We start from the raw sequence: 23,212 nt of genomic DNA, 5'->3' as shown, positions 1-23,212 counted from the left end.
CGCGGCTCGGGGTGATTCAGCCGAGAGCGAGGACCGTGCCGGTCCGGGGCGCGAGCGGGCAGAGTCGGGGCATGAGGCTTCTGATCCTGGGTGGTACGGAATTCGTCGGCAGGGCCGTCACGGAGGCCGCGCTCGCGCGCGGCTGGGAGATCACGGTGTTCCATCGCGGCCGGCACGCGCCCCCGCCCGGAGTGGCCGAACTGCTCGGCGACCGCACCGTGGAGGGTGGCCTCGACGCGCTCGCCGGGGTCGCGGAGCCGGGCGACGGGACCCACACCTGGGACCTGGTCGTCGACACCTGGAGCGGCGCACCCTCGGCCGTGCGGGATGCCGCCCGGCTGCTCTCCGGCCGCGCCGCGCGATACACGTACGTATCCAGCCGCTCGGTGTACGACTACCCGGCACCGGCGGGTCTGCCCGAGGACGGTCCGCTGGTGGAGGGCGCCTCGCCGGACGCCGGTGGTGACGTCTCGTACGCCCTGGCCAAGCGCGGCGGTGAACTGGCCGCGCTGGACGCCTTCGGAGACCGGGCGCTCCTGGTCCGCGCGGGCCTGATCATCGGCCCCTGGGAGAACGTCGGCAGGCTGCCGTGGTGGCTGACCCGGATCGCCCGCGGCGGCCCCGTGCTGGCGCCGGGCACACCGGACCAGGGCCTGCAGTACATCGACGTCCGCGACCTGGCCGAATGGCTGCTGGATGCCGCGGGGAAGGGACTGCACGGCCCGTACAACCTGGTCAGCCGCCCTGGTCACACCACGATGGGTGAGCTGCTGAACGCCTGTGCGCGCGCCACCGGTTCCGATGCCGAGCTGCGCTGGATCGACGCCGACCGGATCCTTGCGGCCGGCGTCGAGCCCTGGACGGGCCTGCCGCTCTGGCTGCCGCCGGGGGAGCTGTGCGACTCCACCCACGGGAGCAATGTCGACAAGGCGTACGCGACGGGGCTGCGCTGCCGGCCGGCCGAGGAGACGGTCGCCGACACCTGGGCCTGGCTGTGCGAGCTCGGCGGTACGGCGCCGCAGCGCCCCGACCGGCCGCCGGTGGGGCTCGATCCGGCGGCCGAGGAGAAGCTGTTGGCGGGCTGACGCGGCGGCCCCGCAGGACTGCCGTCGTGCCGACGGCAGTCGGCGGACGGATGCCGGTCGTCCGGCGTGGCATGCCCGACGGATAGTACATAAAGCTGCATATTGCGCTGTATGGGAACCAAAGAGCGCAGAAGCGGCACAAAGCACCGCGTGGCGGTGACGGTGGCGGCAGCGGCAGCCATGGTGGGAGCCTTCGCACCCACCGCCGCCGCCGACCCGCTGCCCGGCGGTCTCGGCCCGTGTCTCGGAAGTGACTGTCCCGCCACATGGCCGGATTCGAACAGCGGCCCCGTCGTCCACCACGACAGCAACATCAACATCTTCGTCGGCGGCGACTACCTGGTCAGGGAGGCCGCCGCGGAAGCCGAAGGCAAGATCGTCGCCCTCGGGCAGTTCGACATGAGGAAGCGGGAAGGCGCCTCGCAGATCTACAACGTCGGCGTCGCCGGCGGGGGATCGCGGGTGCCGCCGCCCAACGACTCCGACTACCTGACGGTGGGCGGCGATCTCACCGTCCAGAGTGGAAAGCGGCTCCTCGCAGAGGAGGGACCCCACCACGGTGTAGTCCGCTACGCCGGGAATCTCAGCGGCACGGTGATCCCCGGGCCGGTCCATGACGCCGACGCCACCGACCCGTACACCGCGCTCCGTGACCGGCTGACGGCGGCCAGCCACTGCTACGCCTACGACGACAACGAGGAGCACCGCCGCCCGGTGACCGGGACGGCGCGGAACAGTGGCGCCGAGACCGTCTTCACCGGCGACGGCACCTCCGCCCTTCAGGTCTTCGCGGTGGACGCCGATCTGGCCACGGCCACCGGCGGCCGGCAGGGCATCGTCTTCAGCGGCGTTCCGGACGGCGCGACCGTGCTGGTCAATGTCTACGGCAACACCCGCAACATCAGTACGTACATGGGCTCGTTGCCCCGGTCCGGACTCCGTGAGCACCTGATGTGGAACTTCCCGGACGCGACCACCATCGGACTGAAGGGCACCGGCCAGTTCCAGGGCAGCGTGCTGATCGGCCGGCAGTCCAGTGCGGCGACTCTCGCGATGAGCGGGACCAACGGCCGCTTCTACACGGCCGGTTCGCTCACCCACACCTCGGAGGGCGAGTCGGGCGGCCAGGAGTTGCACGCCTATCCGTTCGACGGCGATCTCCCGGGGTGCGGCGGGGAACCGTCCCCGTCCCCCTCTCCGACGGACGAGTCGCCGTCCCCGTCCCCCTCCCCGACGGACGACGAGTCGCCGTCCCCTTCGCCGTCCCCCTCGGACGAGTCCCCGACGCCCTCGCCGTTCCCCTCCGAGTCGACGCCGGCTCCGCTCCCCACTCCGACGCACAGCTGGCCGCCCGGGCCGCCCCACCCCGGGGGACAGCTCCCGGACACGGGCTCGCGCGGCGGCGAATGGGTGATCGGCGGGATCGCGGCAGGCCTGCTGGTCGCTGGAACGGCGGCCACGCTCATGGCCCGCAGGACGCGTCGGCGCGGCTAAGGGCTGTCCCGCAATTCCTGGTGGATCAGCGCGCGGCGTCAGAGGCGGTGCATCGCAAGGCGGAGAGGTGCCCGCATAATGGATGTATTCGGGCGTTTCGACAACGCAGCGGGGCGCCGTGGCTGTCGTCGTGCGCCCGTCAGGAATTGCGGGACACCCCTTAGTTTTGGCCCATGGCCGAACTGCTGCACCTGACCGAACGCCCGTTGTGGGAGGCGGCCCGCGGGATCGGGACGTACGAGATGTCCACCCGCGGCCGCACCCTGCACGAAGAAGGCTTCATCCACTGCTCGCTGCCGCACCAGCTCGCCGGTATGGCCGAGCTGCTGTACGGCACCGGGAGCCGGACCGGGGCCGGTGACGAGGACCTGGTGGTGCTCGTCATCGACACCGACCGGCTCCCCGCGCCCGTGCGCTACGAGTCGCTGCGGCCCGGTGGCGAGGAGTTCCCGCACATCTACGGACCGGTTCCGGTCGAGGCGGTCGTGGGGGTGCGCCCCTGGCCGAACAAGGAAGGCGACCCCGCATGAACCCCACAGACCCCGCACAGGACCCCGAAGGCGTCACGAACGGCCCCCTCACCGCCGTCACCGGAGCGAGCGGCGCGCTCGGCGGCCGCGTCGCGAAGCGGCTGACCCGGGCGGGCGTCCCCGTCAGGCTCCTCGGCCGGGACCCGTCCCGCCTGCCCGAACTGCCGGGCGCCGATGCCGCACCGGCTGCCCCGTACGGGGACGGTGAGGCCATGCGCCGCGCGCTGGCCGGGGCGCACACGCTGTTCCTCGTCTCGGCGCACGAGAGCCCGCACCGCGTGCACGAGCACCTGACGGCCGTGGACGCGGCGGTCGCGGCCGGTGTCGAACGGATCGTGTACGTCTCCTTCGTCGGCGCCGCGCCCGACGCGACGTTCACCTTCGCCCGGGACCACTGGGACACCGAGGCCCACATCCGGGTCTCCGGTGTCCGGCACACCTTCCTGCGCGACAGCTGGTACCTGGGCGGTCTCCCGGCGATGACCGGCACCGACGGCGTCCTGCGCGGACCGGCAGGCGACGGCAGGGTCGCGGCGGTGGCCCACGAGGACATCGCCGACGCGGCGACCGCCGTCCTGCTGTCCGACGCCGACCCCACGGGTCCGACACACGACGGGGAGACGTACGACCTCACCGGACCCGAGGCGTTCACCCTCGCCGAGGCCGCCGAGGAGCTGAGCCGGGTCACCGGGCGGGCCGTCACCTATGTGCCGGAGACCCGGGAGGAGGCCTACGCCTCGCGGTCGGGTTACGGCGCGCAGGACTGGGAGGTGGCCGGCTGGGTGACGTCGTACGAGGCCATCGCGGCCGGGGAGATGGCCACGGTCTCGGACGCCGTGGCCACCCTCACGGGCAGGCAGCCCATGAACCTGGCCACGTACCTCCGCGAGCACCCGGACAGCTACCGTCACCTCCTGTCCGGCGGCTGAACGGCGGCCCGGCGGGCCGCGACCGGGCGGTGCGCGGCCCGCTCCGTCGACCCGTCCGGCCCACCCGCCGCCTCGATGCCCCGACCCCGACCCCGACCCCGACCCCGACCCCCGACGAACCGACGGGACCCCGATGCGTACGGAAACCCCCTGGGGCCCTTGGGATCCGATGTCCCTCACCGACGCCGTGCGCCTGCTCGCCCCGCTGCGCACGCCGTGGTGGATCGCCGGCGGGTACGCGGTCGAACTGGCCGTGGGCCGTGCCTACCGGGACCACGGTGACATCGACGTACTCCTGCTGCGCGGCGACCAGCTCGCCGTCCAGCGGGTCCTGCCGGACGGGCAGTGGTGGGCCGCCGATCCGCCCGGCACCCTGCGCCCCTGGCTCCCGGGCGAGATCCTGCCGCCGCAGGTCCACGACATCTGGTGCCGGCCGGGCCCGGGCGAGCCGTGGCGCGCGCAGTTCATGCTCGATGACACGGAGGACGGCGACTGGGTGTTCCGCCGCGACCCGAGGATCCGCCTCCCGCTGGAGCGGCTCGGCAGGGTCACCGGGGACGGCGTGCCCTACCTCGCGCCCGAGGTCCAGCTCCTTTACAAGGCCAGGTCCCGGCGGTCCAAGGACGAGCAGGACTTCGAGGCCCTGCTGCCCGTTCTCGACGGTGACCAACGCGCCTGGCTGACGGAGACGATCACCCTGGCGGAGGGCGCCGGCCATCCCTGGGCGGCCCGGCTGCGGGCGGTCTGAGCTCAGCTCACGTACGTCCCCGCCTTCGCCGCCACGACCGCGGCATCGGCGGCGCGGTCCGCGGCCGCCTCGTCGAGCGGGTCGCCGCTGGCCAGCAGGCGGTAGTAGAGAGGGGCCGAGACGGCGCGGATCACCTCGTCCGGGTCGGTGCCCGCGGGGAGCTCGCCCCGTTCGACGGCCTCGGCGACGCAGCCGGACCACTCCTCGATGCGGACCGCGTAGAACCGGTGCAGCGCCTGGGCCGTGCGCGCGTCGCAGGTCGCCGCGGCGATCACGGAGCGGAACAGTGCGCCCTGGCGCGGATCGGTGAGCGTCGAGAGCACGAGCCGTGCGTTGGCCCTGAGGTCCTCGGCCAGTGAGCCGGTCCGGGCCCGCGGAGACGACTGCTCGGCCATGTCGTCGAGCAGGTCGGCGATCAGGCCGGTGGGGGTGGACCAGCGCCGGTAGACGGTCGTCTTGCCGACCTCCGCCCGGCGCGCGACATCGGCGAGGTCGAGCCGGTCGAAGCCGTGCTCGGCCAGTGCGTCACCTGCCGCGCGCAGGACGGACTCACGGACCCGGGCCGTGCGCCCGCCGGGCCGGACCGTACCGGGTTCCACATTGTCCGAGCTCTCCGACGTCATAACGGGTCTCCAGTTCCATTAATGGGTGTTCCTCTGCTACGGTCACTCCATCTTAACGGAACCACAGACCCGTTAAAACTTCCGTCCGAGGAAGGACGACCATGTCCGCACCCAGCCAGACCCCGCTGCACCGCACGACCGCCCCCGCCGCGGATCCGCCCACGGCTCTCCGTATGACCGGACGGCAGAAGCTCGTCCTCACCCTCCTCCTCGGCGCCCAGTTCATGATCGCCGTGGACTTCTCGATCCTGAACGTCGCACTGCCCGTCGTCGGCGAAGGACTCGGCTTCTCCCTCCCGAACCTGCAGTGGATCGCCACCTCCTTCGCCCTGGCGGCCGCCGGATTCACCCTCCTGTTCGGCCGCATCGCCGACCTCGTGGGCCGTAAGCGCCTCTTCGTGGGCGGCATGGTCGTCCTCGGCCTCTCCTCGGCGCTCGGCGGGCTGGCGACCTCCCCCGAGATCCTGCTCACCGCCCGGGTCCTCCAAGGTCTCGCCACCGCGGCCGTCACCCCGGCCGGACTCGCCCTGCTGACCACCGCGTTCAAGGAGGGCCCGCTCCGCGAACGCGCCCTCGGCCTCAACGGCGCCCTCATGTCCGCGGGCTTCACGGCGGGGGCGATCCTCGGCGGGCTCCTCACCGACCTGCTCTCCTGGCGCTGGGCCTTCTTCGTCAACGTCCCCGTCGCCGCGCTCGTCGTCGCACTCGCCCCGTCCGTCATCACCGACTCGCGCCCGGCCGGCCGCCCGCGGCTCGACATCCCGGGTGCCGCGACCGTCACCGGCGGACTGCTGCTCCTCGTCTACGGTCTGACCCAGGCCGGCACGACCGGCTGGACCGCGCCCACCACTCTGACCGCGCTGCTCGCCGGCGCCGCGCTGCTCATCGCGTTCTGGTTCGTCGAGAAGAGGGCGGCAGCGCCGCTCGTCCCCGTACGCATCCTCAAGCGCCGCAGCGTCATCTGGGGCAACGCCACCGGTCTGATCGCCTTCGTCACCGAGACGTCGCTGGTCTTCCTGTTGACGCTGTACCTCCAGGAGGTCCTCGGCTACTCCCCGCTCGCCACGGGCCTCGCCTTCGGTGTCCTCGGCGTCGGCACGGTGATCGGCGGCACGCTCGGCGGTCGGGCCGTCGGCCGCTTCGGCAACCGGACGACCATCGTGACCGGCGGCATCATCCAGGCGGCGGCCACGCTCTCCCTGGTGGCGCTCGGCACCTCCGGGGCATGGATCTGGCTCCTGCTGGCTGCGACGTTCATCGGTGGCATCGGCAACATGCTGATGATCGTCGGCTTCATGGTCACCGCGACCTCGGGCCTTCCCGACGACGAACAGGGCCTGGCCACGGGCCTCGCCACGATGACCCAGCAGGTCGGCATCACCATGGGCATCCCGGTCATGAGCGCCATCGCCACGGCCCGGATGTCCGCACTCGGCGACACGGGGCCCGAGGGCGTCCTCTCCGGGGTCTCGGTCGCGATCCTGGTCAACTCCACCCTCGTCCTGGCGGGAGCCCTGCTCGCCGGAGCCTCCCTCGCGCCGCGGCGAGAGAGGAGCGGCGCGCGGGGGTGACGGTGCGGAGCGCGCACCGTACGCAGACCACCTACCGCAGACGCGGGGCCGCATCGGCCCCGCGTCATTGACGGCCACCTCGGTCCGGAGGACCAGGTGTATCGAATGTGCTGGTCACAGCCACTTGTCGATGGCGGCTACACGGACGGCGGACTCGACAGTCGCCAGGAGAAACACGCCTCCATCTACCTCGGCACCGTCACCCTCGCGGCCCTCGTGATCTGGCTCCGAGCATGAACCGGGAACCACGGCCTGCTCCAGGCTCTGCGTGCGACGCAAGGAGATTCTTGCACCTAAAGGGGTGATCGCCGTAGAGGGAGGGCCATGATGAAAACGGATGCAGCGACCGCAGAGCAGGTAACGGCGGATCGGGAGCGAGTCTTCGACGGCTTCGACATACGGCGTCCTTTGCGGCTGTTGCGCCGGGTTGGGCCCTTGGCTCAGGGGATCACTCTTGATCGTTCCACCGGCCAGACGGGGAATGCGTGATCCACGTAACAGGAGAGCCTTTATTGCCGTAGCAGGCAACGTTCGCCCCGTGTTCGATGAGATACGGTCCTCAGCCATGGGCGAGTTGGTGTTGATCAGGCACGGCGAGACCGCATGGAGCCGGACCGGCCAGCATGCGGGCCGCACCGACCTGCCGCTGACCGAGGCGGGGGAGGAGGCGGCACGTGCGCTCGCACCTCGGCTGGCCGAACGGGAGTTCGCCGCCGTCTACAGCAGCCCGCTGATCCGCGCGCTGCGGACCGCCGAACTGGCGGGGCTGAGCGGTGCGGAGCCCGACATCGGCCTGGTCGAGTGGGACTACGGCCGCTACGAAGGGCTGACCGCCGAGCAAATCCAGGAACTCAAGCCCGGCTGGGAGCTGTGGCGCGACGGCGTCGACGCCGGCGAGGACATCGGGCACGTGACGGTGCGGGTCGACGCCTTCCTCGGCCGGGTCAGGCCGCTGCTGGACGAGGGCGACGTGGCCGTCGTCGCGCACGGCCACCTGTCACGCATACTCACCGCGCGCTGGCTCGGGCTCGACGCGTCGGCTGCGCGGCAGTTCGGGCACCCGCATCCGGGGACGATCAACACTCTGGGTCATGAGCACAAGCTGCCAGTCGTGCTCGGGTGGAACGTGCCGTAACGGCAGCTGTCCGTACCCCGTCCAAGGGGTAGCTGCTGCTGTGCCGTCAGGCGGCTTTGGGCCTTCGGACGATGGAGCGTAGGTGCCGGGCGTCGGCGTGGCGTTTTTCGCCGGAGGAGGTAGCGGCGGATCATGCTGCCCTGCTCCTCGTGGCCGGCGTGGCCGGTGCCATCAAGGGTGAGGTAGCGCATCGCGGTGAACTGGGCTTCCACGCGGTGGAGCCAGGGGTCCCGGTGGCCACCTGTCCGCGTTCCTCGGTGAGTAGAAGGGATCGCAAGGATGGGATCTCGCAGGCCCTGGTGGAGAGACGAAGCTGACCTTCACCCGACGTCCGGTCTCCTCGGCGTTGATCTCTTGGCCGATCCTGGAGAGCTCGGACGGATGCTCCAGCCGACGCATCGAAGTCTCATGCCGGGGGACCCACCGATCTCGGCGTGCTCTCCCTCGCCACCCGCACGCTTCACAGGACATCCGCCCGTCGAACCCGATGACGTCCGCCCTTCTCACGGGGCTCGGCTGGAGCTGGTTGCTCAAGGCTTGAGACGAGGGTCAGGAATTGCAGGACAGCCCCTGGCTCCAGCCGCTCAGGGAGACCTCCGGTCCTCCCGTGAGGCACCTGCGGAGGACGCTTGCGGTGGTGTCCACGAAGTTCTCAGGGAGGGCGTCGACGTCGACCCAGCGGACCTGGGAGTGCTTGCGGGGTTCGCGGTTCTCGGGTTCGCCGGTCCATTCGTGGGTGGCGAAGACGACCGTGAGGAAGCCATTGGGGGACTCGACGCCCCAGGCTCCGTGAATGATGTGCGCGACCTTGAGGGAGTCGGGCTTCACCGTGAGGCCGGTCTCCTCGTACAGCTCGCGGACTGCCGTCCCAGTGATGGGCTCGCCCGGTTCGCTCTTGCCGACGGGCAGGTCCCACATTCCCTGGGCGAACTTCGCGTTCTCGCTGCGCTGGAGGAGCACGACGCGGTTGGTGGCCCTGTCGTGGACGACGACGGCCGCGACCAGCAGCGTCATCGAGTCGAGTGCCGGCTTGAGGGCTGGGGGGCGGCTGCCGGTCTGCTGAGCCACGCAGGTCCCCTCGTCGGGCCGGTTGTCGGGCATGTGGGGCGGGGGCCTCGCGGGCTCGGCGGGCGAGATCCGCGGCTGTGGGGACGCGGCCCGGACCGGCGGGAGCGGCGCTCCGCCCGGCCTCGTCCTCCGGACGGCTCCCGGACGATCCACGAACGAGGGAGAGGCCCGGCCGCTCGAAGCGGTCGGGCCTCTCCCGTTCCTGCTCTGACCTGCTGCCCGGCCGGAGGCCGAACGGCGGGCCGGTCAAGCCTTCTTGGTCTCCCAGAAGATCTTGTCGATCTGGGCGATCAGGTCGAGCGCCTTCTGGCCCGTGGCCGGGTCCGTGGAGCCCTTCGCGGCCGACAGCGCCTTGAGGGCGTCGTTGACCAGCTGGTGCAGCTCCGGGTACTTCTCGAAGTGCGGGGGCTTGAAGTAGTCGCTCCAGAGCACCGAGACGTGGTGCTTTGCGAGCTCGGCGCGCTGCTCCTTGATGACCACCGCGCGGGCCCGGAAGTGCGGGTCCTCGTTGGCCTGGTACTTCTCCTGGACGGCCTTGACGGACTCCGCCTCGATGCGGGCCTGGGCCGGGTCGTACACGCCGCAGGGGAGGTCGCAGTGGGCGCTGACCTTCACCTTGGGGGCAAACAGGCGGGAAAGCATGGGGCTGTCCTTCCTCGTGATCGTCTTCTCAGGTGGGACATTACTCCGTGAGAAGCGTGATTTAGCGGGTGCCCCCGTGGGCTTAGGCCAAAAGTCCGGGGTGAGGATGGGACCAGTGGCCGAATGTACGGAACCCTGTGGGGGACGGCGTACTGGACGGACCGGGGAGGTGCCGGAGAGATGCGGGAAGTGCCGGAGGTGCCGGAGCTGACCGATGAACAGCCCCGAAGAGGGCTGGCGGCGAGAGTGCCGTTCCAGGTGGTGGAGGTGACGGGACCTTCGATGGTGCCCACGCTCCACCACGGGGACTGGCTGCTCGTGCAGTACGGGGCGCAGGTGCGCCCCGGTGACGTGGTGATACTCCGGCATCCGTTCCAGCAGGACCTGCTGGTGGTCAAGCGGGCCGTGGAGCGGCGCACCGGTGGCTGGTGGGTGCTGGGTGACAACAGCTTCGCGGGCGGGGACAGCACGGATTACGGGACCGTGCCCGAGGAGCTCGTACTGGCCAGGGTCCGGGCCCGCTACCGCCCGCTGACGAAGGATCAGCGATCGGTGCGCGGTGTCGCGGGCTGGGCCGTCTCCGCGCTGCGGCCGGTCTCCGCCGCCCGATCCGTCTCCAGGCGCTTGCGGGCCCGGTAGGCGGCCACGTTGGCGCGGGTGGCACAACGGTCCGAGCAGTAGCGGCGGGAGCGGTTGGTCGAGGTGTCGAGGTAGGCGTTGCGGCACGGCGCCGCCTCGCACAGGCCAAGCCGGTCCACGCCGTACGAGGTGAGGTGGAAGGCGAGGCCCATCGCCGCGATCGCGGCGTAGCCCGCGGTGGCGTTGGACGGATGGTCGGCCAGATGCATGTGCCAGTCCGGCTTGCCGTCCGCGTCCCGGATGTCGTGGCCGGAGATCTGCGGGCTGACGGGGAATTCCAGCAGCAGCGAGTTGAGCAGGTCGACCGCGAGCGTCTCGTCGCCGCCGTCGGCCGCTTCGAAGACCGCGCGCAGCCGGGCCCTTACGGACCGGAAGCGGGTCACGTCCGCATCGGTCGCCCGCCGTGCCGCCTGTCCGTTGGCGCCGAAGAGCTCGCGCACCGCGTCGACCGAGGTGAGGGCGTCCTTGTTACGGGCCGGCTCCTCGGTGTTGACCAGGCGCACGGCGTAGTCCGAGTAATAGGCCAGTTCCACTTGTAGTCCTTACGGCGTCGGTCTAGGGTCGATACGGCGATGATGTAATGGGCTGATACGGGTCCAGGGTATTACACGGGAGGGTTTCGGGTGACAGAGACAGTGGCGGGTGCCGACTGGCAGGCCTGGCAGAGCAGCTGGGACCGGCAGCAGGAGTGGTACATGCCCGACCGCGAGGAACGCTTCCGGGTCATGCTCGACATGGTCGAGGCCTTCACGGGGCCGGAACCGCGGGTGCTCGACCTCGCGTGCGGTACGGGAAGTATTACGGACAGGCTGTTGCGGCGGTTCCCGAAGGCCACGAGTACGGGTGTCGACCTCGACCCCGCGCTGCTGGCCATCGCCCGCGGTTCCTTCGCCGGCGACGCGCGCGTCACCTTCGTGACCGCCGACCTCAAGGACCCGCGGTGGACGGAGCGGCTGCCCCACGGCTCGTACGACGCCGTACTCACCGCCACCGCTCTGCACTGGCTGCACAGTGAGCCGCTCACCGCCCTCTACGGGCAGATCGGCGGACTCGTGCGGGACGGCGGCGTGTTCATGAACGCCGACCGCATGATCGAGACGGAGACCCCCCGGATCAACGCCGCCGAACGCGCCCACCGGCACGCCGGCATGGACCGGGCCAAGGCCGCCGGGGTCCTTGACTGGGCACAGTGGTGGGCGCTGGCCGCCGAGGACCCGGTGCTCGCCGGGCCGACCGCCGAGCGGTTCGCGATCTACGGCGAGCACGCCGACGGCGACATGCCGTCCGCGGCCTGGCATGCGGCCACCCTGCGTGCTGCGGGGTTCGCCGAGGCGCGGGCCGTCTGGTCCTCCCCCTCGGACAGTCTGGTGCTCGCGGTGAAGTAGGGGCACCATGCGGGGCGGGGCGGTGCGGACGACGGTCCGTACCGCCCCGCCAACATTTCCGGCCCACCGCTGCAACCCGTTCCGCGTCCCACCGCACTGGAAGGGTGAGACGGTCCGCGCCCGCGGGCCGGGGGAGGACGCTGACGATGCGGAGCGAGGACGACGACGCGCTGCACGCCTTCGTCGAGAGCAGACGCACCGCACTGTTCCGCAGCGCGTATCTGCTCTGCGGCGACCGGCACGAGGCCGAGGACCTGGTCCAGGCGACGCTGGTCAAGGTGGTGCTCGGCGGACGGCGGCACGGGCGCCTCGACAACATCGAGGCGTACGCGCGCAAGACCCTGGTCAACACCTTCATCGCGGCCCGCCGCCGGTTCTGGCGGCGCGAGCAGGCGTACGGCGAACTGCCCGAGCGAGCGGTCCACGCGCCCGACACGGACACCGGCCTCGCGGTACGGGCGGCGCTCGCCCGGCTCGCGCCCAGGCAGCGGGCCGTACTGGTGCTGCGCTACTGGGAGGACCTGAGCGTCGAGGCCACGGCCGCACTGCTCGGGATGCGGGCGAACACGGTCAAGAGCCACGCGGCTCGGGGGTTGGCGGCGCTGCGCGCCGAGATGGCGGAGGAATTGGTATGAACGACGTGCGTGAACTGCTGGGGCGGGCCGCCGAGGACGCCGGGCAGCCGGTCATCAGCACCGAGGTGATCTATGCGAGGGCGGCCCGCGTGCGCAGGCGCCGCCGGGTCGCGGTGTCGGCCGCGGCGGTGTGCGCGGTGGCGGCGGGTGCGTTCGTCGTGCCCGGACTCCCGGCAGGACAGGAGCAGGCGCCGCGGACGTCCTCGGTCGCGGCCCCGGCCGAGGCCACCGGCAACAGCGAGCGGGCCAGGGAACTGACCGAGCTGCTGCCCGACGGCGTCGGCTCGGTCGAGCAGGTGTCGCTGGCCGTCGTCATCAAGCACGCGACGCCGGAGCAGGCCGAGGAGCATCCGGTCGGGCCGCTCGACGGGCAGTACGCGGTCCGCAGGGACGGGGGCGTCGGCTATCTCGTCGTCGGAGTCATGGACGCGAAGATGATGCGGAAGAAGTTCGGGGGAGGTCCCCAGGAAGCGAACCTGTGCAAGGTGATGGTGGGGGAGCCGCACCGCACCGACTGCGTCCGCGAGGAGCTGCCGGACGGGAGGGTGCTGACCACCTGGAGCGACTCGATGGACTACGGGGACGGCACCCCGCAGTGGGGCCCGGAGTTGGTGGCCCGGCTCACGCTCAAGGACGGCGGGCAGCTGGCCGTACGGGACAGCACCGGCTTCGAGGCGGACTCCGCGCTGGGGCCGCTGCTCAGGACCGCGCCGCTGACGCGGGCGCAGCTGCGGACACTGGTGCTCAGCCCGGAGCTGCTGCCGGCGAAGTAGTGCGTACGCGCGTGAGGGCGGTACGGACCCTGTCGGTCCGTACCGCCCTCACGCGTTCGTGCGGCTACAGGACCTTGGAGAGGAACGACTTCGTCCGGTCGTGCTGCGGGTTGGTCAGGACGTCGCGCGGGTGGCCCGACTCGACCACCACACCGTCGTCCATGAAGACCAGCGCGTCGCCGACCTCACGGGCGAAGCCCATTTCGTGGGTGACGACGATCATCGTCATGCCGTCCTCGGCGAGGCCGCGCATGACGTCGAGCACATCGCCCACCAGCTCCGGGTCGAGCGCCGAAGTGGGCTCGTCGAAGAGCATCAGCTTCGGCTCCATGGCCAGCGCCCGGGCGATGGCCACCCGCTGCTGCTGTCCGCCGGAGAGCTGCGAGGGATAGTTCTTCGCCTTGTCGGACAGGCCGACGCGGTCCAGGAGCCGTTCCGCGCGCGCCCTGGCCACGGCCTTGGACTCGCCCCTGACCTGGACGGGGGCCTCCATGACGTTCTCGATCGCCGTCATGTGGGGGAACAGGTTGAAGCGCTGGAAGACCATGCCGATGTCCCGGCGCTTCAGGGCGACTTCGCTGTCCTTGAGCTCGTAGAGCCTGTCGCCCTTCTGGCGGTAGCCCACCAGTTCGCCGTCTACGTACAGTCGTCCGGCGCTGATCTGCTCCAGGTGGTTGATGCACCGCAGGAAGGTCGACTTGCCCGAGCCCGACGGGCCGATCAGACAGAAGACCTCTCGCGGGGCGACCTCCAGGTCGATTCCCTTGAGGATGTGCGCGGTGCCGAAGGACTTGTGAACGCCCTCGGCCTTCACCATGGCGGTCATGCCATGCCTCCCTTCGGGCGGCCCAGCGACAGCAGGTTGGCCTTGATCTTCTGCATCGGGGTGGGCGGCAGACTGCGGCTGGAGCCGCGGGCGTAGTACCGCTCCAGGTAGTACTGGCCGACGCTCAGGACCGAGGTCATGATCAGGTACCAGGCAGCGGCGAGGAAGTACATCTCCACCGGGGCTCCGGAGCCCTGCCCGATGTCCTGGGCGTATTTGAAGAGCTCGTAGAACTGCACGGCCGCCACCAGCGACGTGGTCTTGAGCATGTTGATGACTTCGTTGCCCGTCGGCGGCACGATCACCCGCATGGCCTGCGGGAGCACGACACGCCGCAGCGTCTTGCCGTGGCTCATGCCCAGCGCGTGGGACGCCTCCGTCTGGCCCTCGTCGACCGAGAGCAGACCGGCCCGGCAGATCTCCGCCATGTACGCGGCCTCGTTGAGGCCGAGGCCGAGCAGCGCCGTCAGCAGCGGCGTCATGAAGCTCGACCAGTAGTCCTTGTAGATCGGCCCGAGGTTGATGTACTCGAAGACCAGACCCAGGTTGAACCAGACGAACAACTGGACCAGGACCGGCGTGCCGCGGAAGAACCAGATGTACGACCACGCGATCGAGGAGGTCACCGGGTTCTTCGACAGGCGCATGACGGCCAGCAGGATGCCGCCGACCACGCCGATCACCATCGAAAGGGAGGTCAGCAGCAGTGTCTGGCCGACCCCCTTGAGGATGCGGTCGTCGAAGAAGTAGTCCGGGACCGCACCCCAGTTGATCTTGCCCTGGCTGAAGGCGTAGACGATCGCGACGAGTGCGGCGATGGCGATGACCGCCGAGACGTACCGGCCGTAGTGCCGGACCGGAATGGCCTTGATGGCTTCCGGTCCGGCCGCCGGGGCGGGGGGTGCGGGTGGCTGCTCGGCCGGGCCCGTCTTTTCGATGTCAGTCACAGCTGATGCCTTTCAGCGCCGGACCCGGTCAGGATCCGCCGTTCAGCTTGGCCTCGGTGACCGCGCCGGCCTCCACGCCCCACTTGGCGATGATCTTCTCGTACTCGCCGCTCTTGATGATGGCGTCCATGGCCGCCTTGATGGCCGCGGTGAGCTTGTCGTTGCCCTTGGCCACGGCGATGCCGTACGGGGCGGCCTCGACCTGGTCGCCGACGATCTGGAAGTCCTTGCCGCCGCCCGAGGTCTTCACCGCGTACGCGGCCACCGGGAAGTCGGACGAACCGGCGTCGGCGCCGCCGGAGCGCAGCCGGGTCTGGGCCTCGAGGTCGTTGTCGAACGCCTCGATGGCGATCTTCTTACCGCCGGTGCACTTCTTGGACTCGGCCTTGGCCAGGTCGTTCGAGACGGTGTTGCGCTGGACGGCGATCTTCTTGCCGCACAGGTCGGCCCAGGTCTTGATCCCCTGGTCGTCGCCCTTCTTGGTGTAGATCGAGACACCGGCGGTGAAGTAGTCGATGAAGTCGACCCCCTCGCCGACCTTCTTCTGCGTCTCGGGGTCGATGCCCTCCTGACGCTCCTTGGTGTCGGTCATCGCCGACATCGCCAGGTCGTAGCGCTTGGCACGCAGACCCGTGACCAGGGTGTCGAAGGTGCCGTTCTCGAACTGGAACTCCACCCCCAGCTCCTTGCCGAGCGCGGCGGCGATGTCGGGGTCGATGCCGACCGTCTTGCCGGAGCCGTCCTTGAACTCGACCGGCGGGTACGCGATGTCCGAACCGACCTTGATGACGCCCTTGGACTTGATGTCCGCGGGGAGCAGGTCGGCGGGCGAGGAGGCGGACGAGCCGTCGCCGGTCTTCGCCGAGGCCGAGTCGCTGGTGTTGTTCTTCGTCTGGTCGCCACAGGCGGTCAGCAGCATGGTGCCGGCGACCGCGATGGCGCCGACCGCGGCAATCCGGGACTTCGCGGTCGTACGACGGGTGGTACGTGCGGTCATGAGGGGTTCCTCCGGCGGTGAAGGTGGTGTTGCGAGGCGGTATGACACACGGCGTCGGGTGTCGCCGCCTTGTGTGGTTACGGCATCTTGCCATTCGGACTAGCCCATTCAGGGGGCACCGCATGTCAAAATCGGGTAACGGGACACCCCCGAACCCAGCGGGCCGGCACATCAAGGCCGGACCTTTCACTGGAATTGCTTCTTCCTGCCGGAAGATCCACCGCCCAGGACCTGCTCTGGGCGGGTTTCATGTCGCCTGGCCGACTTGTGTGTATGTCCCACTATGAGACGCGTCACCGTGGGGATACCGACTCGTCTGCGGTGCTGCCTGTCCGGTAAGAAGGACGTTTACACCCCTCATCCGGGGCTCAGGGCGCGTGTGCGGCGCGCCCGCGCGTAGGTATTCCCCCCTGCCGGGACGGACCAATCGTCCAGCGCAGGGAACGTACGCGGTGCCCACCCACCCCTCCTCAACCAGGAGTGGCCACCCTCAAACGATGAAGACTTAAGGGGTCAACACCATGGCAGCGGAGATCGTCAATCCTCGCAGCGACAGCAACACGGACAGCACGACCGGCAGCGCGACCGACGAGCCGTTCGATCCGGCCTTCGCGCTCCACCGGGGCGGGAAGATGGCCGTGCAGGCCACTGTCCCGATCCGGGACAAGGACGACCTGTCCCTCGCCTACACACCCGGTGTGGCGAAGGTGTGCAGCGCGATCGCGGAGAATCCCGAACTCGTCCACGACTACACCTGGAAGTCGCAGGTGGTCGCCGTCGTGACGGACGGCACCGCCGTGCTCGGTCTCGGCGACATCGGCCCCGAGGCCTCCCTCCCCGTGATGGAGGGCAAGGCGATCCTGTTCAAGCAGTTCGGCGGCGTGGACGCGGTCCCGATCGCGCTCGCGACCACCGACGCGGACGAGATCGTGGAGACCGTCGTGCGGCTCGCTCCGTCCTTCGGTGGCGTGAACCTGGAGGACATTTCGGCACCGCGCTGCTTCGAGATCGAGCGCAAGCTCCAGGAGCGGCTCGACATCCCCGTCTTCCACGACGACCAGCACGGCACCGCCGTGGTCACCCTCGCGGCCCTGCGCAACGCCGCGAAGCTGTCCGGGCGCGGTCTGGGTGAGCTGCGCGGTGTCATCTCGGGCGCGGGTGCGGCCGGCGTGGCGATCGCCAAGTTCCTGCTGGAGGCGGGGCTCGGCGATGTCGCCGTCGCCGACCGCAAGGGCATCGTCAGCCGGGACCGCGAGGACCTGACCGACGTCAAGCGGGAGCTGGCCGAGCTCACCAACAAGGCCGGGATCTCGGGGTCCCTCGCGGACGCACTCGCCGGTGCGGACATCTTCATCGGCGTCTCGGGCGGTACGGTCCCCGAGCCGGCCGTCGCTTCGATGGCGCCCGGTGCCTTCGTCTTCGCCATGGCGAACCCGAATCCCGAGGTGCACCCCGACATCGCGCACAAGTACGCGGCAGTCGTGGCGACCGGACGGTCGGACTACCCGAACCAGATCAACAACGTGCTGGCGTTCCCCGGCATCTTCGCGGGTGCGCTCCAGGTGCGGGCCTCGCGGATCACCGAGGGCATGAAGATCGCCGCGGCGAACGCGCTGGCGGACGTGGTCGGCGACGAGCTGGCCGCCGACTACGTCATCCCGTCACCGTTCGACGAGCGGGTCGCCCCGGCGGTGACGGCCGCGGTGGCCGCGGCCGCGCGGGCGGAGGGCGTGGCCCGGCGCTGAAGTCCTGACGCGGGGGTTCGGGCGCGGCGCTTCCCCGGGAGCGCCGCCCCGGGCCCCCGCTTCTCGTTCTCCCGGGATGTGGTGGGGGCGGACCTCCGGCGGCCCGGCCTCTGGGGGGACCTCCAGGGGCCGGGCCCGGGGGGACCCGGGAGCGCCGGGGGGCCGGCCCCTGCCCCGTCACGCGCGGTGCGTGTCACACCCGCAGCCGGTTACGCCCGGCCACGGCCCCGCCTATCGTCGGGCCCATGTTCGCCGCCTACGCATCCCGCCTCGACCGCGACCACCCCCTCAACGGCCTTGAGCTGGGCGAACGCCCGGCTCCCCAGGCGCGTCAAGGGTGGACCACCGTCAACGTCCGGGCCGCCTCCCTCAATCACCACGACCTCTGGTCCCTGCGCGGCGTCGGCCTCGCCGAGGACAAGCTGCCGATGATCCTCGGCTGCGACGCCGCGGGCACCGACCAGGACGGCAACGAGGTCGTCCTGCACTCCGTCATCGGCCAGACCGGGCATGGGGTCGGCCCCGACGAGCCCCGCTCCATCCTCACCGAGCGCTACCAGGGCACCTTCGCCGAGCAGGTGACCGTCCCCAGCTGGAACGTGCTGCCCAAGCCGAAGGAACTCACCTTCGAACAGGCCGCCTGTCTGCCCACCGCCTGGCTCACCGCGTACCGCATGCTCTTCACCAACGCCGGGGTGCGGCCCGGTGACTCCGTTCTGGTCCAGGGGGCCGGTGGCGGTGTCGCGACCGCCGCGATCGTCCTCGGCCGGGCCGCCGGGCTGCGGATCTACGCCACCAGCCGCGACGAGGCCAGGCGCAAGCGGGCCGTCGAACTCGGTGCGATCGAGGCGTACGAGCCGGGCGAACGGCTGCCGCACCGGGTCGACGCCGTCATCGAGACGGTAGGTGCCGCCACCTGGTCCCACTCCGTCAAGTCCCTGCGCCCCGGCGGCACGCTGGTCATCTCCGGGGCCACCAGCGGCGACCGTCCCTCGCACGCCGAGCTCACCCGCATCTTCTTCCTGGAGCTGAAGGTCGTCGGTTCGACCATGGGGTCCAAGGACGAGCTGGAGGACCTGCTGGCGTTCTGCGCGACCACCGGGGTGCGCCCCGTCATCGACGAGGTGCTGCCGCTGGACCGTGCCCGCGAGGGATTCGAGCGCCTCGCCTCGGGTGACCAGTTCGGGAAGATCGTGCTGACTGTCAACTAGGGTTGACATGCGTCATGGTGTCAACGTAAGTTGACACCATGACCGAAGCAACGGATCTCGCCGAGCGCGCAGGCGACCGCGACCCCCGGGTGGGGCTGCGGTCGGTGGCAGCGCTGCGGCGGCTGCTGGAGCAGCTCGAAGCCGTACAAGTCAGAAGCGCCCGTGTCCAGGGCTGGTCGTGGCAGGAGATCGCCGCCGAACTGGGCGTCAGCCGGCAGGCCGTGCACAAGAAGTACGGGAGGCATTGATGTTCGAGCGATTCACCAAGGGTGCCCGCGCCACCGTGACCGGGGCCGTGACCCACGCCGAACGGGCCGAAGCCGGCTCGATCACCGAAGAACATCTGCTGCTGTCGCTGCTGGACCAGGACGGGGGTCGGGCGTCGTTCGCCGTCGCCGCACTGGGACTGACGGACCGCAGGGCCTCGGTGGAGGCCGCGCTCACCGACGCGCGCAGGCGCGGCGGCATGACCAAGGCCGATGCCGAGGCTCTCGCGGGCATCGGCATCGATCTCACCGCGATCGTCTCCCGCATCGAGGAGGCGCACGGCGAGGGGGCCCTGACGGGCGACCGCAAGGACCGGCGCCGGTGGTCGGGCAACCGTGCGTTCACCAAGGAGGCCAAGAAGATCCTGGAGAAGTCGCTGCGGATCGCGCTCGGCCGCGGTGACCGGTTCATCGGCGAGGAACACCTCCTCCTGGCCCTCACCGCGTCCCCCGGGGTCGTCGCCGACGTGCTCGCCGATCACGGCGCGACGTACGAGACGGTCAACCGCGCGCTGTACGGGGACGGCGGCGCCGGCCGGGACCGCAGGGCGGGCTGAACGCAGGACGGGCTGAACGCAGGGCGGCCCGGGGAGTGTTCCCGCTCCCCGGGCCGCCCTGCCGTTCCCGTCCTGCCCGGCCGCGCCGTCTCCTCGCCTACTCCGCGGTGCCTTCGGAGTCCTTCCGCAGCAGCGCGCCGATGTGGGCGGCCGCCGTCGAGAGGTGGCGGCGGGCCTCCGTGAGCTGGTCCTCCGTCACCCCCCGGTCCCTGGCGGCGTCACGGATGTCGTCGCGGAACCGGTCGAGCAGACGGTCCAGGTCGCGGGCCGGGTCGCCGGTGCCGCCCGCGTCCTTGCCCCAGTCCGGGTCGGCGTCGGGGGAGTCCGGCTTCACGTACGACCAGTTGCCCGTACGGGCGAAGCCGCCCAGTTGGCCGGTGATCTCGGCCAGCCCCTCCCGAACGCCCGCGGGCCAGTCGCCCCGGGCGAAGTGGTCCTGCACCTGGCGGGCGGCGTTCTGCATCTGCTCGCGCGCCCTGTCCTGGGCCTCCTTGGCCTGGCGGCGGGCCTGCTGGGCCTCCTCGCGGGCGCGCCGGGACTCGTCCTTCGCCCGGCGGGCCTGCTCCTTCCACTCCTGCTTCGCCTTGCGCAGCTCCTCCTTCGCGGTGCGCCAGGCCTCCTTGTCGCCGAGGTCACCGAAGCCGCCCAGGTCACCGAGATCGCCGAAGCCGCCGAAGGAGGTCGCCTTGCCCGCCTTGCCGCCCGGCCCCGCAGAGCCCGTGTGGCGCGACTCGTCGGCCGCGGCGCGCATCTCGCTGCGCAGCTTGCCCGCCGCACCCCGGACGTCGTCGCGCATCTCGGCGGCCAGCTCGGAGACGGACTCCCGGATCTCCAGCTCCAGATCGGCGAGCTCGCCGGTGCGGCCGGCCAGTTCGGCGCGGCCGGCGTCGGTGATCGAGTAGACCTTGCGGCCGCCCTCGGTGGCATGCGTGACCAGGCCTTCGGCCTCCAGTTTGGCCAGGCGCGGGTAGACGGTGCCCGCCGAAGGGGCGTACAGGCCCTGGAAGCGTTCCTCGAGAAGTCTGATCACTTCGTAACCGTGGCGAGGGGCTTCGTCGAGCAGCTTCAGCAGGTAGAGGCGCAGGCGGCCGTGGGCGAATACGGGGGGCATGTCAGAGAACCTTTCCGGTCGGACCGGCGTCGTGCGGATCGCCCTCGGCCGGTGGGCGGCGCAGCAGGGCGATCGATCCCGAGACCGTCGTCGCCCTCAGTGTCCCGGTTCCGGAGCCCAGGGTGCCGGTGATCTTCTTCGCGCCCCACTGGCCGCTGACCCGGAGGTCCTCGAAGCCGTTGGAGACGGAACCGCTCGCCGTGTTCGCCTCGACCTTGGCGTCGGCCGGGTGCGGCAGGCGGATGGCGAGCTCGCCGGAGACCGTGGCGAGCCGGACATCGGTGGGCTTCCCGGTCGGGTCCAGGTCGAGCACCATGTTGCCGCTGACCGATTCCGCCTTCACGAAGGCCCCGGCGCCCTCGACGACCGTCAGGTCGCCGGAGACCGAGTGGAAGCGCAGTTCGCCGGTGACGGCCTGGGCCTCCACGTTGCCGGACACGGTCTCCGCGCCGACCGGCCCTGCGAGTCCGACGAGTGTGGTGTCGCCGGTGACGCCACGAACGTCCGTACGTCCGCGGACCCCGGAGACGAAGGCCCCGGCGCCGACCACGCCGACCTCCACGGTCGAGCCGGCCGGGACCGCGAGGGAGACCACGGCGCGGCGGTGCCAGCCCTTGCGGTCGAACCACTTGAGCATGCCCTGCCAGGCGAGGTCCTCGTACGACACGGTGAGGACTCCGTCCTGCTGCGTGACGATCAGTGGCGGTCCCTCGATGTCGGAGACCTCCAGCCTGGCGGTCGGTTCGTCGGTGCCGACGACGTTGACCGTTCCGTTGACGACGCGCACGCTGAGCGCGGTCACGGGCTCGTCGAAGGTGAGCTTGCGAGGCTCGGTGATGGCCCACGTCGACACAGGCATGGATCTGACCTCCTGGGGAGCGCGGATGACGCAACATATCGCGTCTCTGCACAACACGATATATCGCGGATCTCGGAAGTCAAGGCGGGTTGAGGGGGTGTGGGTGGCATGGATTCCTGTGCAAATCGCATCAAAAAGGTGCAAGGTGACCTACGGTGTGGGACATGGACGCGACATCACCGGTGGGAGCGCTGCTGCTGTGCCGGGCCGAACCGGACTCCGTGCGACCGGTCGCCCATCTGCTGCGGGAACCGATGCTGCTCGCGCCGGCCGGAGCGGGCTGGAGCGTCCTCGTACCGGAGGGAACGCCCTGGCAGGACGGGACCGAGGGGGAGGGCGGCCAGGGCGGGCGCGACGGACGGTCGCCGGCCGGGGAGGCCGCCGAGCCGGTCGACCGGGTGCTCGGCGGCTGGGCCACCGCGCTCGCCGTCGGCTCCACCTGGCCGGTCCTGGCGCTGTGGTGGGACGGCGACCGGGCCGGATACACGCTGGCCGCGGGATTCCGCCGACCCGTCGCCTACGTCTGGCTCGCGGACGGGACACCGGCCGGCGAGGACGAGGCGATGCGGACGTTCGCCGAGCGGCTCGCCCTCGATCCCGTGCTGGACGTCCAGGCCCTCGAAGCCCTGACCCGTACCGATCCGGAGGCGGACGCCCGGGCCCGGCTCCGCGGACTGCTCGCCGTGCTCACCCGCATCGGGCTGGAGCTCCCGCCGGGCCTGGACCCCGGCGGACCCTCCGCCCGCCTGGCCGCGTGGGGCGAGGTGGGGCCGGAGGCGGAGCGGATCGCGTGGGCCGGCTGGCGCGACGCGGTCATGGTCGAGCTCGAAGCGGTCGAGGGCGGTCGCCTGGGGCCTTGGATGCGCGGTCCCCGGGCGCGCGCCCTGGCGGGCGCCCAGTTGGTGGTGGGGCTTCCGCTGGTTCTCTGGGGAGTGGGCCGTCGCAGCGGCGGATGGGCCGTCGCCGGCGCGCTGCTGATGGTGCACGGCGCGCTCGGCCTCGCGTACGACCGGATCAGGGAGGAGGGGCCGGGCGAGAAGCCGGACCGGCCCTGAACATCCCGGACCGATCAGGCCCCGTCGTCCTCGTCGTCGTCCAGCCGTGCCAGCCATGTGGCGAGGCGCTCGACCGGCACCTCGAAGTCGGGGTTCAGATCGACGAACGTACGCAGCTGCTCGGCGAGCCACTCGAAAGTGACCTCTTCCTCGCCTCGCCGCTTCTCCAGTTCCTCGATACCGCGGTCGGTGAAGTACATGGCGGCAAGTTTAGACCGACCGGCAATCGCGTCGGACCCTCTCTTGCCTGGTGACAGCCCGGAAGGGACGCGGGAGCCGGCCCGGGCAGGCCGCGCGGACACACCCGAACCGATCGGCCGCCCCCTCGCGTCATGGTCCATGAGCCTCGCATAGGCGACCTACGGCCGTTAACCTGCGGGG

The 23,212-nt window shown here is 70.8% G+C and carries 27 protein-coding genes and 1 pseudogene; 17 read left to right on the top strand and 11 right to left on the bottom strand.

Annotated elements, in window-relative coordinates:
• Positions 1-71 precede the first annotated feature (71 nt).
• From OG538_RS11475 to OG538_RS11455, 5 genes are all read left to right on the top strand, one after another.
• Positions 72-1,085, top strand: coding sequence for an SDR family oxidoreductase (locus OG538_RS11475; RefSeq protein WP_406092676.1), 1,014 nt, complete (start codon positions 72-74; stop codon positions 1,083-1,085).
• A 111-nt stretch (positions 1,086-1,196) separates the two neighbouring features.
• On the top strand, positions 1,197-2,579 hold the full coding sequence (locus OG538_RS11470; RefSeq protein WP_406092675.1) for a choice-of-anchor A family protein: 1,383 nt from the start codon (positions 1,197-1,199) through the stop codon (positions 2,577-2,579).
• A 173-nt stretch (positions 2,580-2,752) separates the two neighbouring features.
• Positions 2,753-3,109: a DUF952 domain-containing protein gene (locus OG538_RS11465; RefSeq protein WP_406092673.1), complete on the top strand. Its 357-nt coding sequence runs from the start codon at positions 2,753-2,755 to the stop codon at positions 3,107-3,109.
• Positions 3,106-4,038, top strand: coding sequence for an SDR family oxidoreductase (locus OG538_RS11460; protein WP_406092671.1), 933 nt, complete (start codon positions 3,106-3,108; stop codon positions 4,036-4,038). Before OG538_RS11465 ends, OG538_RS11460 begins: the two co-directional genes overlap by 4 nt.
• A gap of 133 nt (positions 4,039-4,171) precedes the next feature.
• A complete protein-coding gene (locus OG538_RS11455; RefSeq protein ID WP_406092669.1) occupies positions 4,172-4,786 on the top strand; it encodes a nucleotidyltransferase domain-containing protein in 615 nt (204 codons plus the stop codon).
• Positions 4,787-4,788: 2 nt separating this feature from the next.
• Here the strand turns inward: OG538_RS11455 and OG538_RS11450 are convergent, their stop codons facing one another.
• The gene (locus tag OG538_RS11450; protein ID WP_406092667.1) at positions 4,789-5,409 is read right to left on the bottom strand and encodes a TetR/AcrR family transcriptional regulator; all 621 of its coding nucleotides are present in this window, start codon (positions 5,407-5,409) and stop codon (positions 4,789-4,791) included.
• Positions 5,410-5,510: 101 nt separating this feature from the next.
• Here OG538_RS11450 and OG538_RS11445 point away from each other — a divergent pair, with 101 nt between their 5' ends.
• The 3 genes from OG538_RS11445 to OG538_RS11435 all read left to right on the top strand — a co-directional run bounded on the left by OG538_RS11445 (position 5,511) and on the right by OG538_RS11435 (position 8,115).
• Entirely contained in the window at positions 5,511-6,980 is a 1,470-nt protein-coding gene (locus tag OG538_RS11445) for an MFS transporter (RefSeq protein ID WP_406092665.1), read from the top strand.
• 105 nt (positions 6,981-7,085) lie between these two features.
• Positions 7,086-7,217, top strand: a complete 132-nt coding sequence (locus OG538_RS11440) for a hypothetical protein (protein ID WP_406092663.1) — start codon at positions 7,086-7,088, stop codon at positions 7,215-7,217.
• Positions 7,218-7,545: 328 nt separating this feature from the next.
• Positions 7,546-8,115 (top strand): histidine phosphatase family protein, encoded by a 570-nt coding sequence (locus OG538_RS11435; RefSeq protein ID WP_406092661.1) that lies wholly within the window; start codon positions 7,546-7,548, stop codon positions 8,113-8,115.
• A gap of 46 nt (positions 8,116-8,161) precedes the next feature.
• Here the strand turns inward: OG538_RS11435 and OG538_RS11430 are convergent.
• The 3 genes and pseudogenes from OG538_RS11430 to sodN form a co-directional block, all read right to left on the bottom strand.
• Positions 8,162-8,339, bottom strand: a pseudogene (locus OG538_RS11430) (IS630 family transposase); the annotation flags it as partial.
• A gap of 325 nt (positions 8,340-8,664) precedes the next feature.
• Positions 8,665-9,216, bottom strand: coding sequence for an NUDIX domain-containing protein (locus tag OG538_RS11425; protein ID WP_406092659.1), 552 nt, complete (start codon positions 9,214-9,216; stop codon positions 8,665-8,667).
• Between the two features lie 213 nt (positions 9,217-9,429).
• Positions 9,430-9,825, bottom strand: coding sequence for a superoxide dismutase, Ni (gene sodN / locus OG538_RS11420; protein ID WP_406092657.1), 396 nt, complete (start codon positions 9,823-9,825; stop codon positions 9,430-9,432).
• Positions 9,826-10,005: 180 nt separating this feature from the next.
• On the opposite strand from sodN, the gene sodX reads away from it, so the two are divergent.
• The gene (gene sodX, locus OG538_RS11415) at positions 10,006-10,464 is read left to right on the top strand and encodes a nickel-type superoxide dismutase maturation protease (protein ID WP_406092655.1); all 459 of its coding nucleotides are present in this window, start codon (positions 10,006-10,008) and stop codon (positions 10,462-10,464) included.
• On the opposite strand, the gene OG538_RS11410 is transcribed toward sodX, so the two are convergent.
• On the bottom strand, positions 10,368-10,997 hold the full coding sequence (locus OG538_RS11410) for a CGNR zinc finger domain-containing protein (RefSeq protein ID WP_406092653.1): 630 nt from the start codon (positions 10,995-10,997) through the stop codon (positions 10,368-10,370). The genes sodX and OG538_RS11410 overlap by 97 nt on opposite strands.
• 90 nt (positions 10,998-11,087) lie before the next feature.
• Between OG538_RS11410 and OG538_RS11405 the strand changes: the two genes are divergently transcribed.
• From OG538_RS11405 to OG538_RS11395, 3 genes are all read left to right on the top strand, one after another.
• Positions 11,088-11,849, top strand: a complete 762-nt coding sequence (locus OG538_RS11405) for a class I SAM-dependent methyltransferase (RefSeq protein WP_406092651.1) — start codon at positions 11,088-11,090, stop codon at positions 11,847-11,849.
• A 146-nt stretch (positions 11,850-11,995) separates the two neighbouring features.
• Positions 11,996-12,484, top strand: coding sequence for a SigE family RNA polymerase sigma factor (locus OG538_RS11400; protein WP_406092649.1), 489 nt, complete (start codon positions 11,996-11,998; stop codon positions 12,482-12,484).
• The gene (locus OG538_RS11395) at positions 12,481-13,257 is read left to right on the top strand and encodes a hypothetical protein (RefSeq protein ID WP_406092647.1); all 777 of its coding nucleotides are present in this window, start codon (positions 12,481-12,483) and stop codon (positions 13,255-13,257) included. Before OG538_RS11400 ends, OG538_RS11395 begins: the two co-directional genes overlap by 4 nt.
• Positions 13,258-13,321: 64 nt before the next feature.
• Here the strand turns inward: OG538_RS11395 and OG538_RS11390 are convergent, their stop codons facing one another.
• From OG538_RS11390 to OG538_RS11380, 3 genes are read right to left on the bottom strand one after another with little or no spacing between them, the layout of a single operon-like run.
• Positions 13,322-14,083, bottom strand: a complete 762-nt coding sequence (locus OG538_RS11390; RefSeq protein WP_406092645.1) for an amino acid ABC transporter ATP-binding protein — start codon at positions 14,081-14,083, stop codon at positions 13,322-13,324.
• Positions 14,080-15,030, bottom strand: a complete 951-nt coding sequence (locus tag OG538_RS11385) for an amino acid ABC transporter permease (protein ID WP_406092643.1) — start codon at positions 15,028-15,030, stop codon at positions 14,080-14,082. The genes OG538_RS11390 and OG538_RS11385 overlap by 4 nt, the downstream gene beginning before the upstream one ends.
• Positions 15,031-15,058: 28 nt before the next feature.
• The gene (locus OG538_RS11380) at positions 15,059-16,027 is read right to left on the bottom strand and encodes an ABC transporter substrate-binding protein (RefSeq protein WP_406092641.1); all 969 of its coding nucleotides are present in this window, start codon (positions 16,025-16,027) and stop codon (positions 15,059-15,061) included.
• A gap of 521 nt (positions 16,028-16,548) precedes the next feature.
• Here OG538_RS11380 and OG538_RS11375 point away from each other — a divergent pair.
• The 4 genes from OG538_RS11375 (at position 16,549) to OG538_RS11360 (ending at position 19,806) form a co-directional block, all read left to right on the top strand.
• Positions 16,549-17,772: an NADP-dependent malic enzyme gene (locus tag OG538_RS11375; RefSeq protein ID WP_406092639.1), complete on the top strand. Its 1,224-nt coding sequence runs from the start codon at positions 16,549-16,551 to the stop codon at positions 17,770-17,772.
• Between the two features lie 245 nt (positions 17,773-18,017).
• Complete coding sequence (locus tag OG538_RS11370) at positions 18,018-18,983, top strand: zinc-binding dehydrogenase (protein ID WP_406092637.1); 966 nt, start codon at positions 18,018-18,020, stop codon at positions 18,981-18,983.
• Positions 18,984-19,021: 38 nt separating this feature from the next.
• The gene (locus OG538_RS11365) at positions 19,022-19,231 is read left to right on the top strand and encodes a sigma factor-like helix-turn-helix DNA-binding protein (protein ID WP_266782775.1); all 210 of its coding nucleotides are present in this window, start codon (positions 19,022-19,024) and stop codon (positions 19,229-19,231) included.
• Positions 19,231-19,806: a Clp protease N-terminal domain-containing protein gene (locus OG538_RS11360; RefSeq protein ID WP_406092635.1), complete on the top strand. Its 576-nt coding sequence runs from the start codon at positions 19,231-19,233 to the stop codon at positions 19,804-19,806. The genes OG538_RS11365 and OG538_RS11360 overlap by 1 nt, the downstream gene beginning before the upstream one ends.
• A 97-nt stretch (positions 19,807-19,903) precedes the next feature.
• On the opposite strand, the gene OG538_RS11355 is transcribed toward OG538_RS11360, so the two are convergent.
• Both OG538_RS11355 and OG538_RS11350 read right to left on the bottom strand, forming a co-directional pair.
• On the bottom strand, positions 19,904-20,917 hold the full coding sequence (locus OG538_RS11355) for a helix-turn-helix transcriptional regulator (RefSeq protein ID WP_406092633.1): 1,014 nt from the start codon (positions 20,915-20,917) through the stop codon (positions 19,904-19,906).
• A 1-nt stretch (position 20,918) separates the two neighbouring features.
• The gene (locus tag OG538_RS11350) at positions 20,919-21,776 is read right to left on the bottom strand and encodes a DUF4097 family beta strand repeat-containing protein (protein WP_406092631.1); all 858 of its coding nucleotides are present in this window, start codon (positions 21,774-21,776) and stop codon (positions 20,919-20,921) included.
• 164 nt (positions 21,777-21,940) lie between these two features.
• Here OG538_RS11350 and OG538_RS11345 point away from each other — a divergent pair, with 164 nt between their 5' ends.
• Positions 21,941-22,831: a hypothetical protein gene (locus tag OG538_RS11345; protein WP_406092629.1), complete on the top strand. Its 891-nt coding sequence runs from the start codon at positions 21,941-21,943 to the stop codon at positions 22,829-22,831.
• Positions 22,832-22,845: 14 nt separating this feature from the next.
• On the opposite strand, the gene OG538_RS11340 is transcribed toward OG538_RS11345, so the two are convergent.
• A complete protein-coding gene (locus OG538_RS11340; protein WP_406092627.1) occupies positions 22,846-23,031 on the bottom strand; it encodes a DUF6104 family protein in 186 nt (61 codons plus the stop codon).
• Between the last annotated feature and the right edge of the window lie 181 nt (positions 23,032-23,212).

The sequence above is a fragment of the Streptomyces sp. NBC_01013 genome (assembly GCF_045162765.1).
Lineage (GTDB): Bacteria > Actinomycetota > Actinomycetes > Streptomycetales > Streptomycetaceae > Streptomyces.
The sequence above is the reverse complement of the archived record's forward strand: the minus strand, read 5'-3'. Positions and strand labels throughout refer to the sequence as shown.

Excerpts from the sequence above, each read along its gene's own strand:
- OG538_RS11365 (WP_266782775.1), top strand. The coding sequence starts at position 19,022 with ATGACCGAAGCAACGGATCTCGCCGAGCGCGCAGGCGACCGCGACCCC.
- OG538_RS11450 (WP_406092667.1), bottom strand. The coding sequence starts at position 5,409 with ATGACGTCGGAGAGCTCGGACAATGTGGAACCCGGTACGGTCCGGCCC.
- OG538_RS11460 (WP_406092671.1), top strand. The coding sequence starts at position 3,106 with ATGAACCCCACAGACCCCGCACAGGACCCCGAAGGCGTCACGAACGGC.
- OG538_RS11370 (WP_406092637.1), top strand. The coding sequence starts at position 18,018 with ATGTTCGCCGCCTACGCATCCCGCCTCGACCGCGACCACCCCCTCAAC.
- OG538_RS11350 (WP_406092631.1), bottom strand. The coding sequence starts at position 21,776 with ATGCCTGTGTCGACGTGGGCCATCACCGAGCCTCGCAAGCTCACCTTC.
- OG538_RS11400 (WP_406092649.1), top strand. The coding sequence starts at position 11,996 with ATGCGGAGCGAGGACGACGACGCGCTGCACGCCTTCGTCGAGAGCAGA.
- OG538_RS11440 (WP_406092663.1), top strand. The coding sequence starts at position 7,086 with ATGTGCTGGTCACAGCCACTTGTCGATGGCGGCTACACGGACGGCGGA.
- OG538_RS11375 (WP_406092639.1), top strand. The coding sequence starts at position 16,549 with ATGGCAGCGGAGATCGTCAATCCTCGCAGCGACAGCAACACGGACAGC.
- OG538_RS11390 (WP_406092645.1), bottom strand. The coding sequence starts at position 14,083 with ATGACCGCCATGGTGAAGGCCGAGGGCGTTCACAAGTCCTTCGGCACC.
- OG538_RS11425 (WP_406092659.1), bottom strand. The coding sequence starts at position 9,216 with ATGCCCGACAACCGGCCCGACGAGGGGACCTGCGTGGCTCAGCAGACC.
- OG538_RS11355 (WP_406092633.1), bottom strand. The coding sequence starts at position 20,917 with ATGCCCCCCGTATTCGCCCACGGCCGCCTGCGCCTCTACCTGCTGAAG.
- OG538_RS11345 (WP_406092629.1), top strand. The coding sequence starts at position 21,941 with ATGGACGCGACATCACCGGTGGGAGCGCTGCTGCTGTGCCGGGCCGAA.
- OG538_RS11475 (WP_406092676.1), top strand. The coding sequence starts at position 72 with ATGAGGCTTCTGATCCTGGGTGGTACGGAATTCGTCGGCAGGGCCGTC.
- sodX (WP_406092655.1), top strand. The coding sequence starts at position 10,006 with ATGCGGGAAGTGCCGGAGGTGCCGGAGCTGACCGATGAACAGCCCCGA.
- OG538_RS11455 (WP_406092669.1), top strand. The coding sequence starts at position 4,172 with ATGCGTACGGAAACCCCCTGGGGCCCTTGGGATCCGATGTCCCTCACC.
- OG538_RS11435 (WP_406092661.1), top strand. The coding sequence starts at position 7,546 with ATGGGCGAGTTGGTGTTGATCAGGCACGGCGAGACCGCATGGAGCCGG.
- OG538_RS11340 (WP_406092627.1), bottom strand. The coding sequence starts at position 23,031 with ATGTACTTCACCGACCGCGGTATCGAGGAACTGGAGAAGCGGCGAGGC.
- OG538_RS11360 (WP_406092635.1), top strand. The coding sequence starts at position 19,231 with ATGTTCGAGCGATTCACCAAGGGTGCCCGCGCCACCGTGACCGGGGCC.
- OG538_RS11470 (WP_406092675.1), top strand. The coding sequence starts at position 1,197 with ATGGGAACCAAAGAGCGCAGAAGCGGCACAAAGCACCGCGTGGCGGTG.
- OG538_RS11445 (WP_406092665.1), top strand. The coding sequence starts at position 5,511 with ATGTCCGCACCCAGCCAGACCCCGCTGCACCGCACGACCGCCCCCGCC.
- OG538_RS11395 (WP_406092647.1), top strand. The coding sequence starts at position 12,481 with ATGAACGACGTGCGTGAACTGCTGGGGCGGGCCGCCGAGGACGCCGGG.
- OG538_RS11380 (WP_406092641.1), bottom strand. The coding sequence starts at position 16,027 with ATGACCGCACGTACCACCCGTCGTACGACCGCGAAGTCCCGGATTGCC.
- OG538_RS11465 (WP_406092673.1), top strand. The coding sequence starts at position 2,753 with ATGGCCGAACTGCTGCACCTGACCGAACGCCCGTTGTGGGAGGCGGCC.
- sodN (WP_406092657.1), bottom strand. The coding sequence starts at position 9,825 with ATGCTTTCCCGCCTGTTTGCCCCCAAGGTGAAGGTCAGCGCCCACTGC.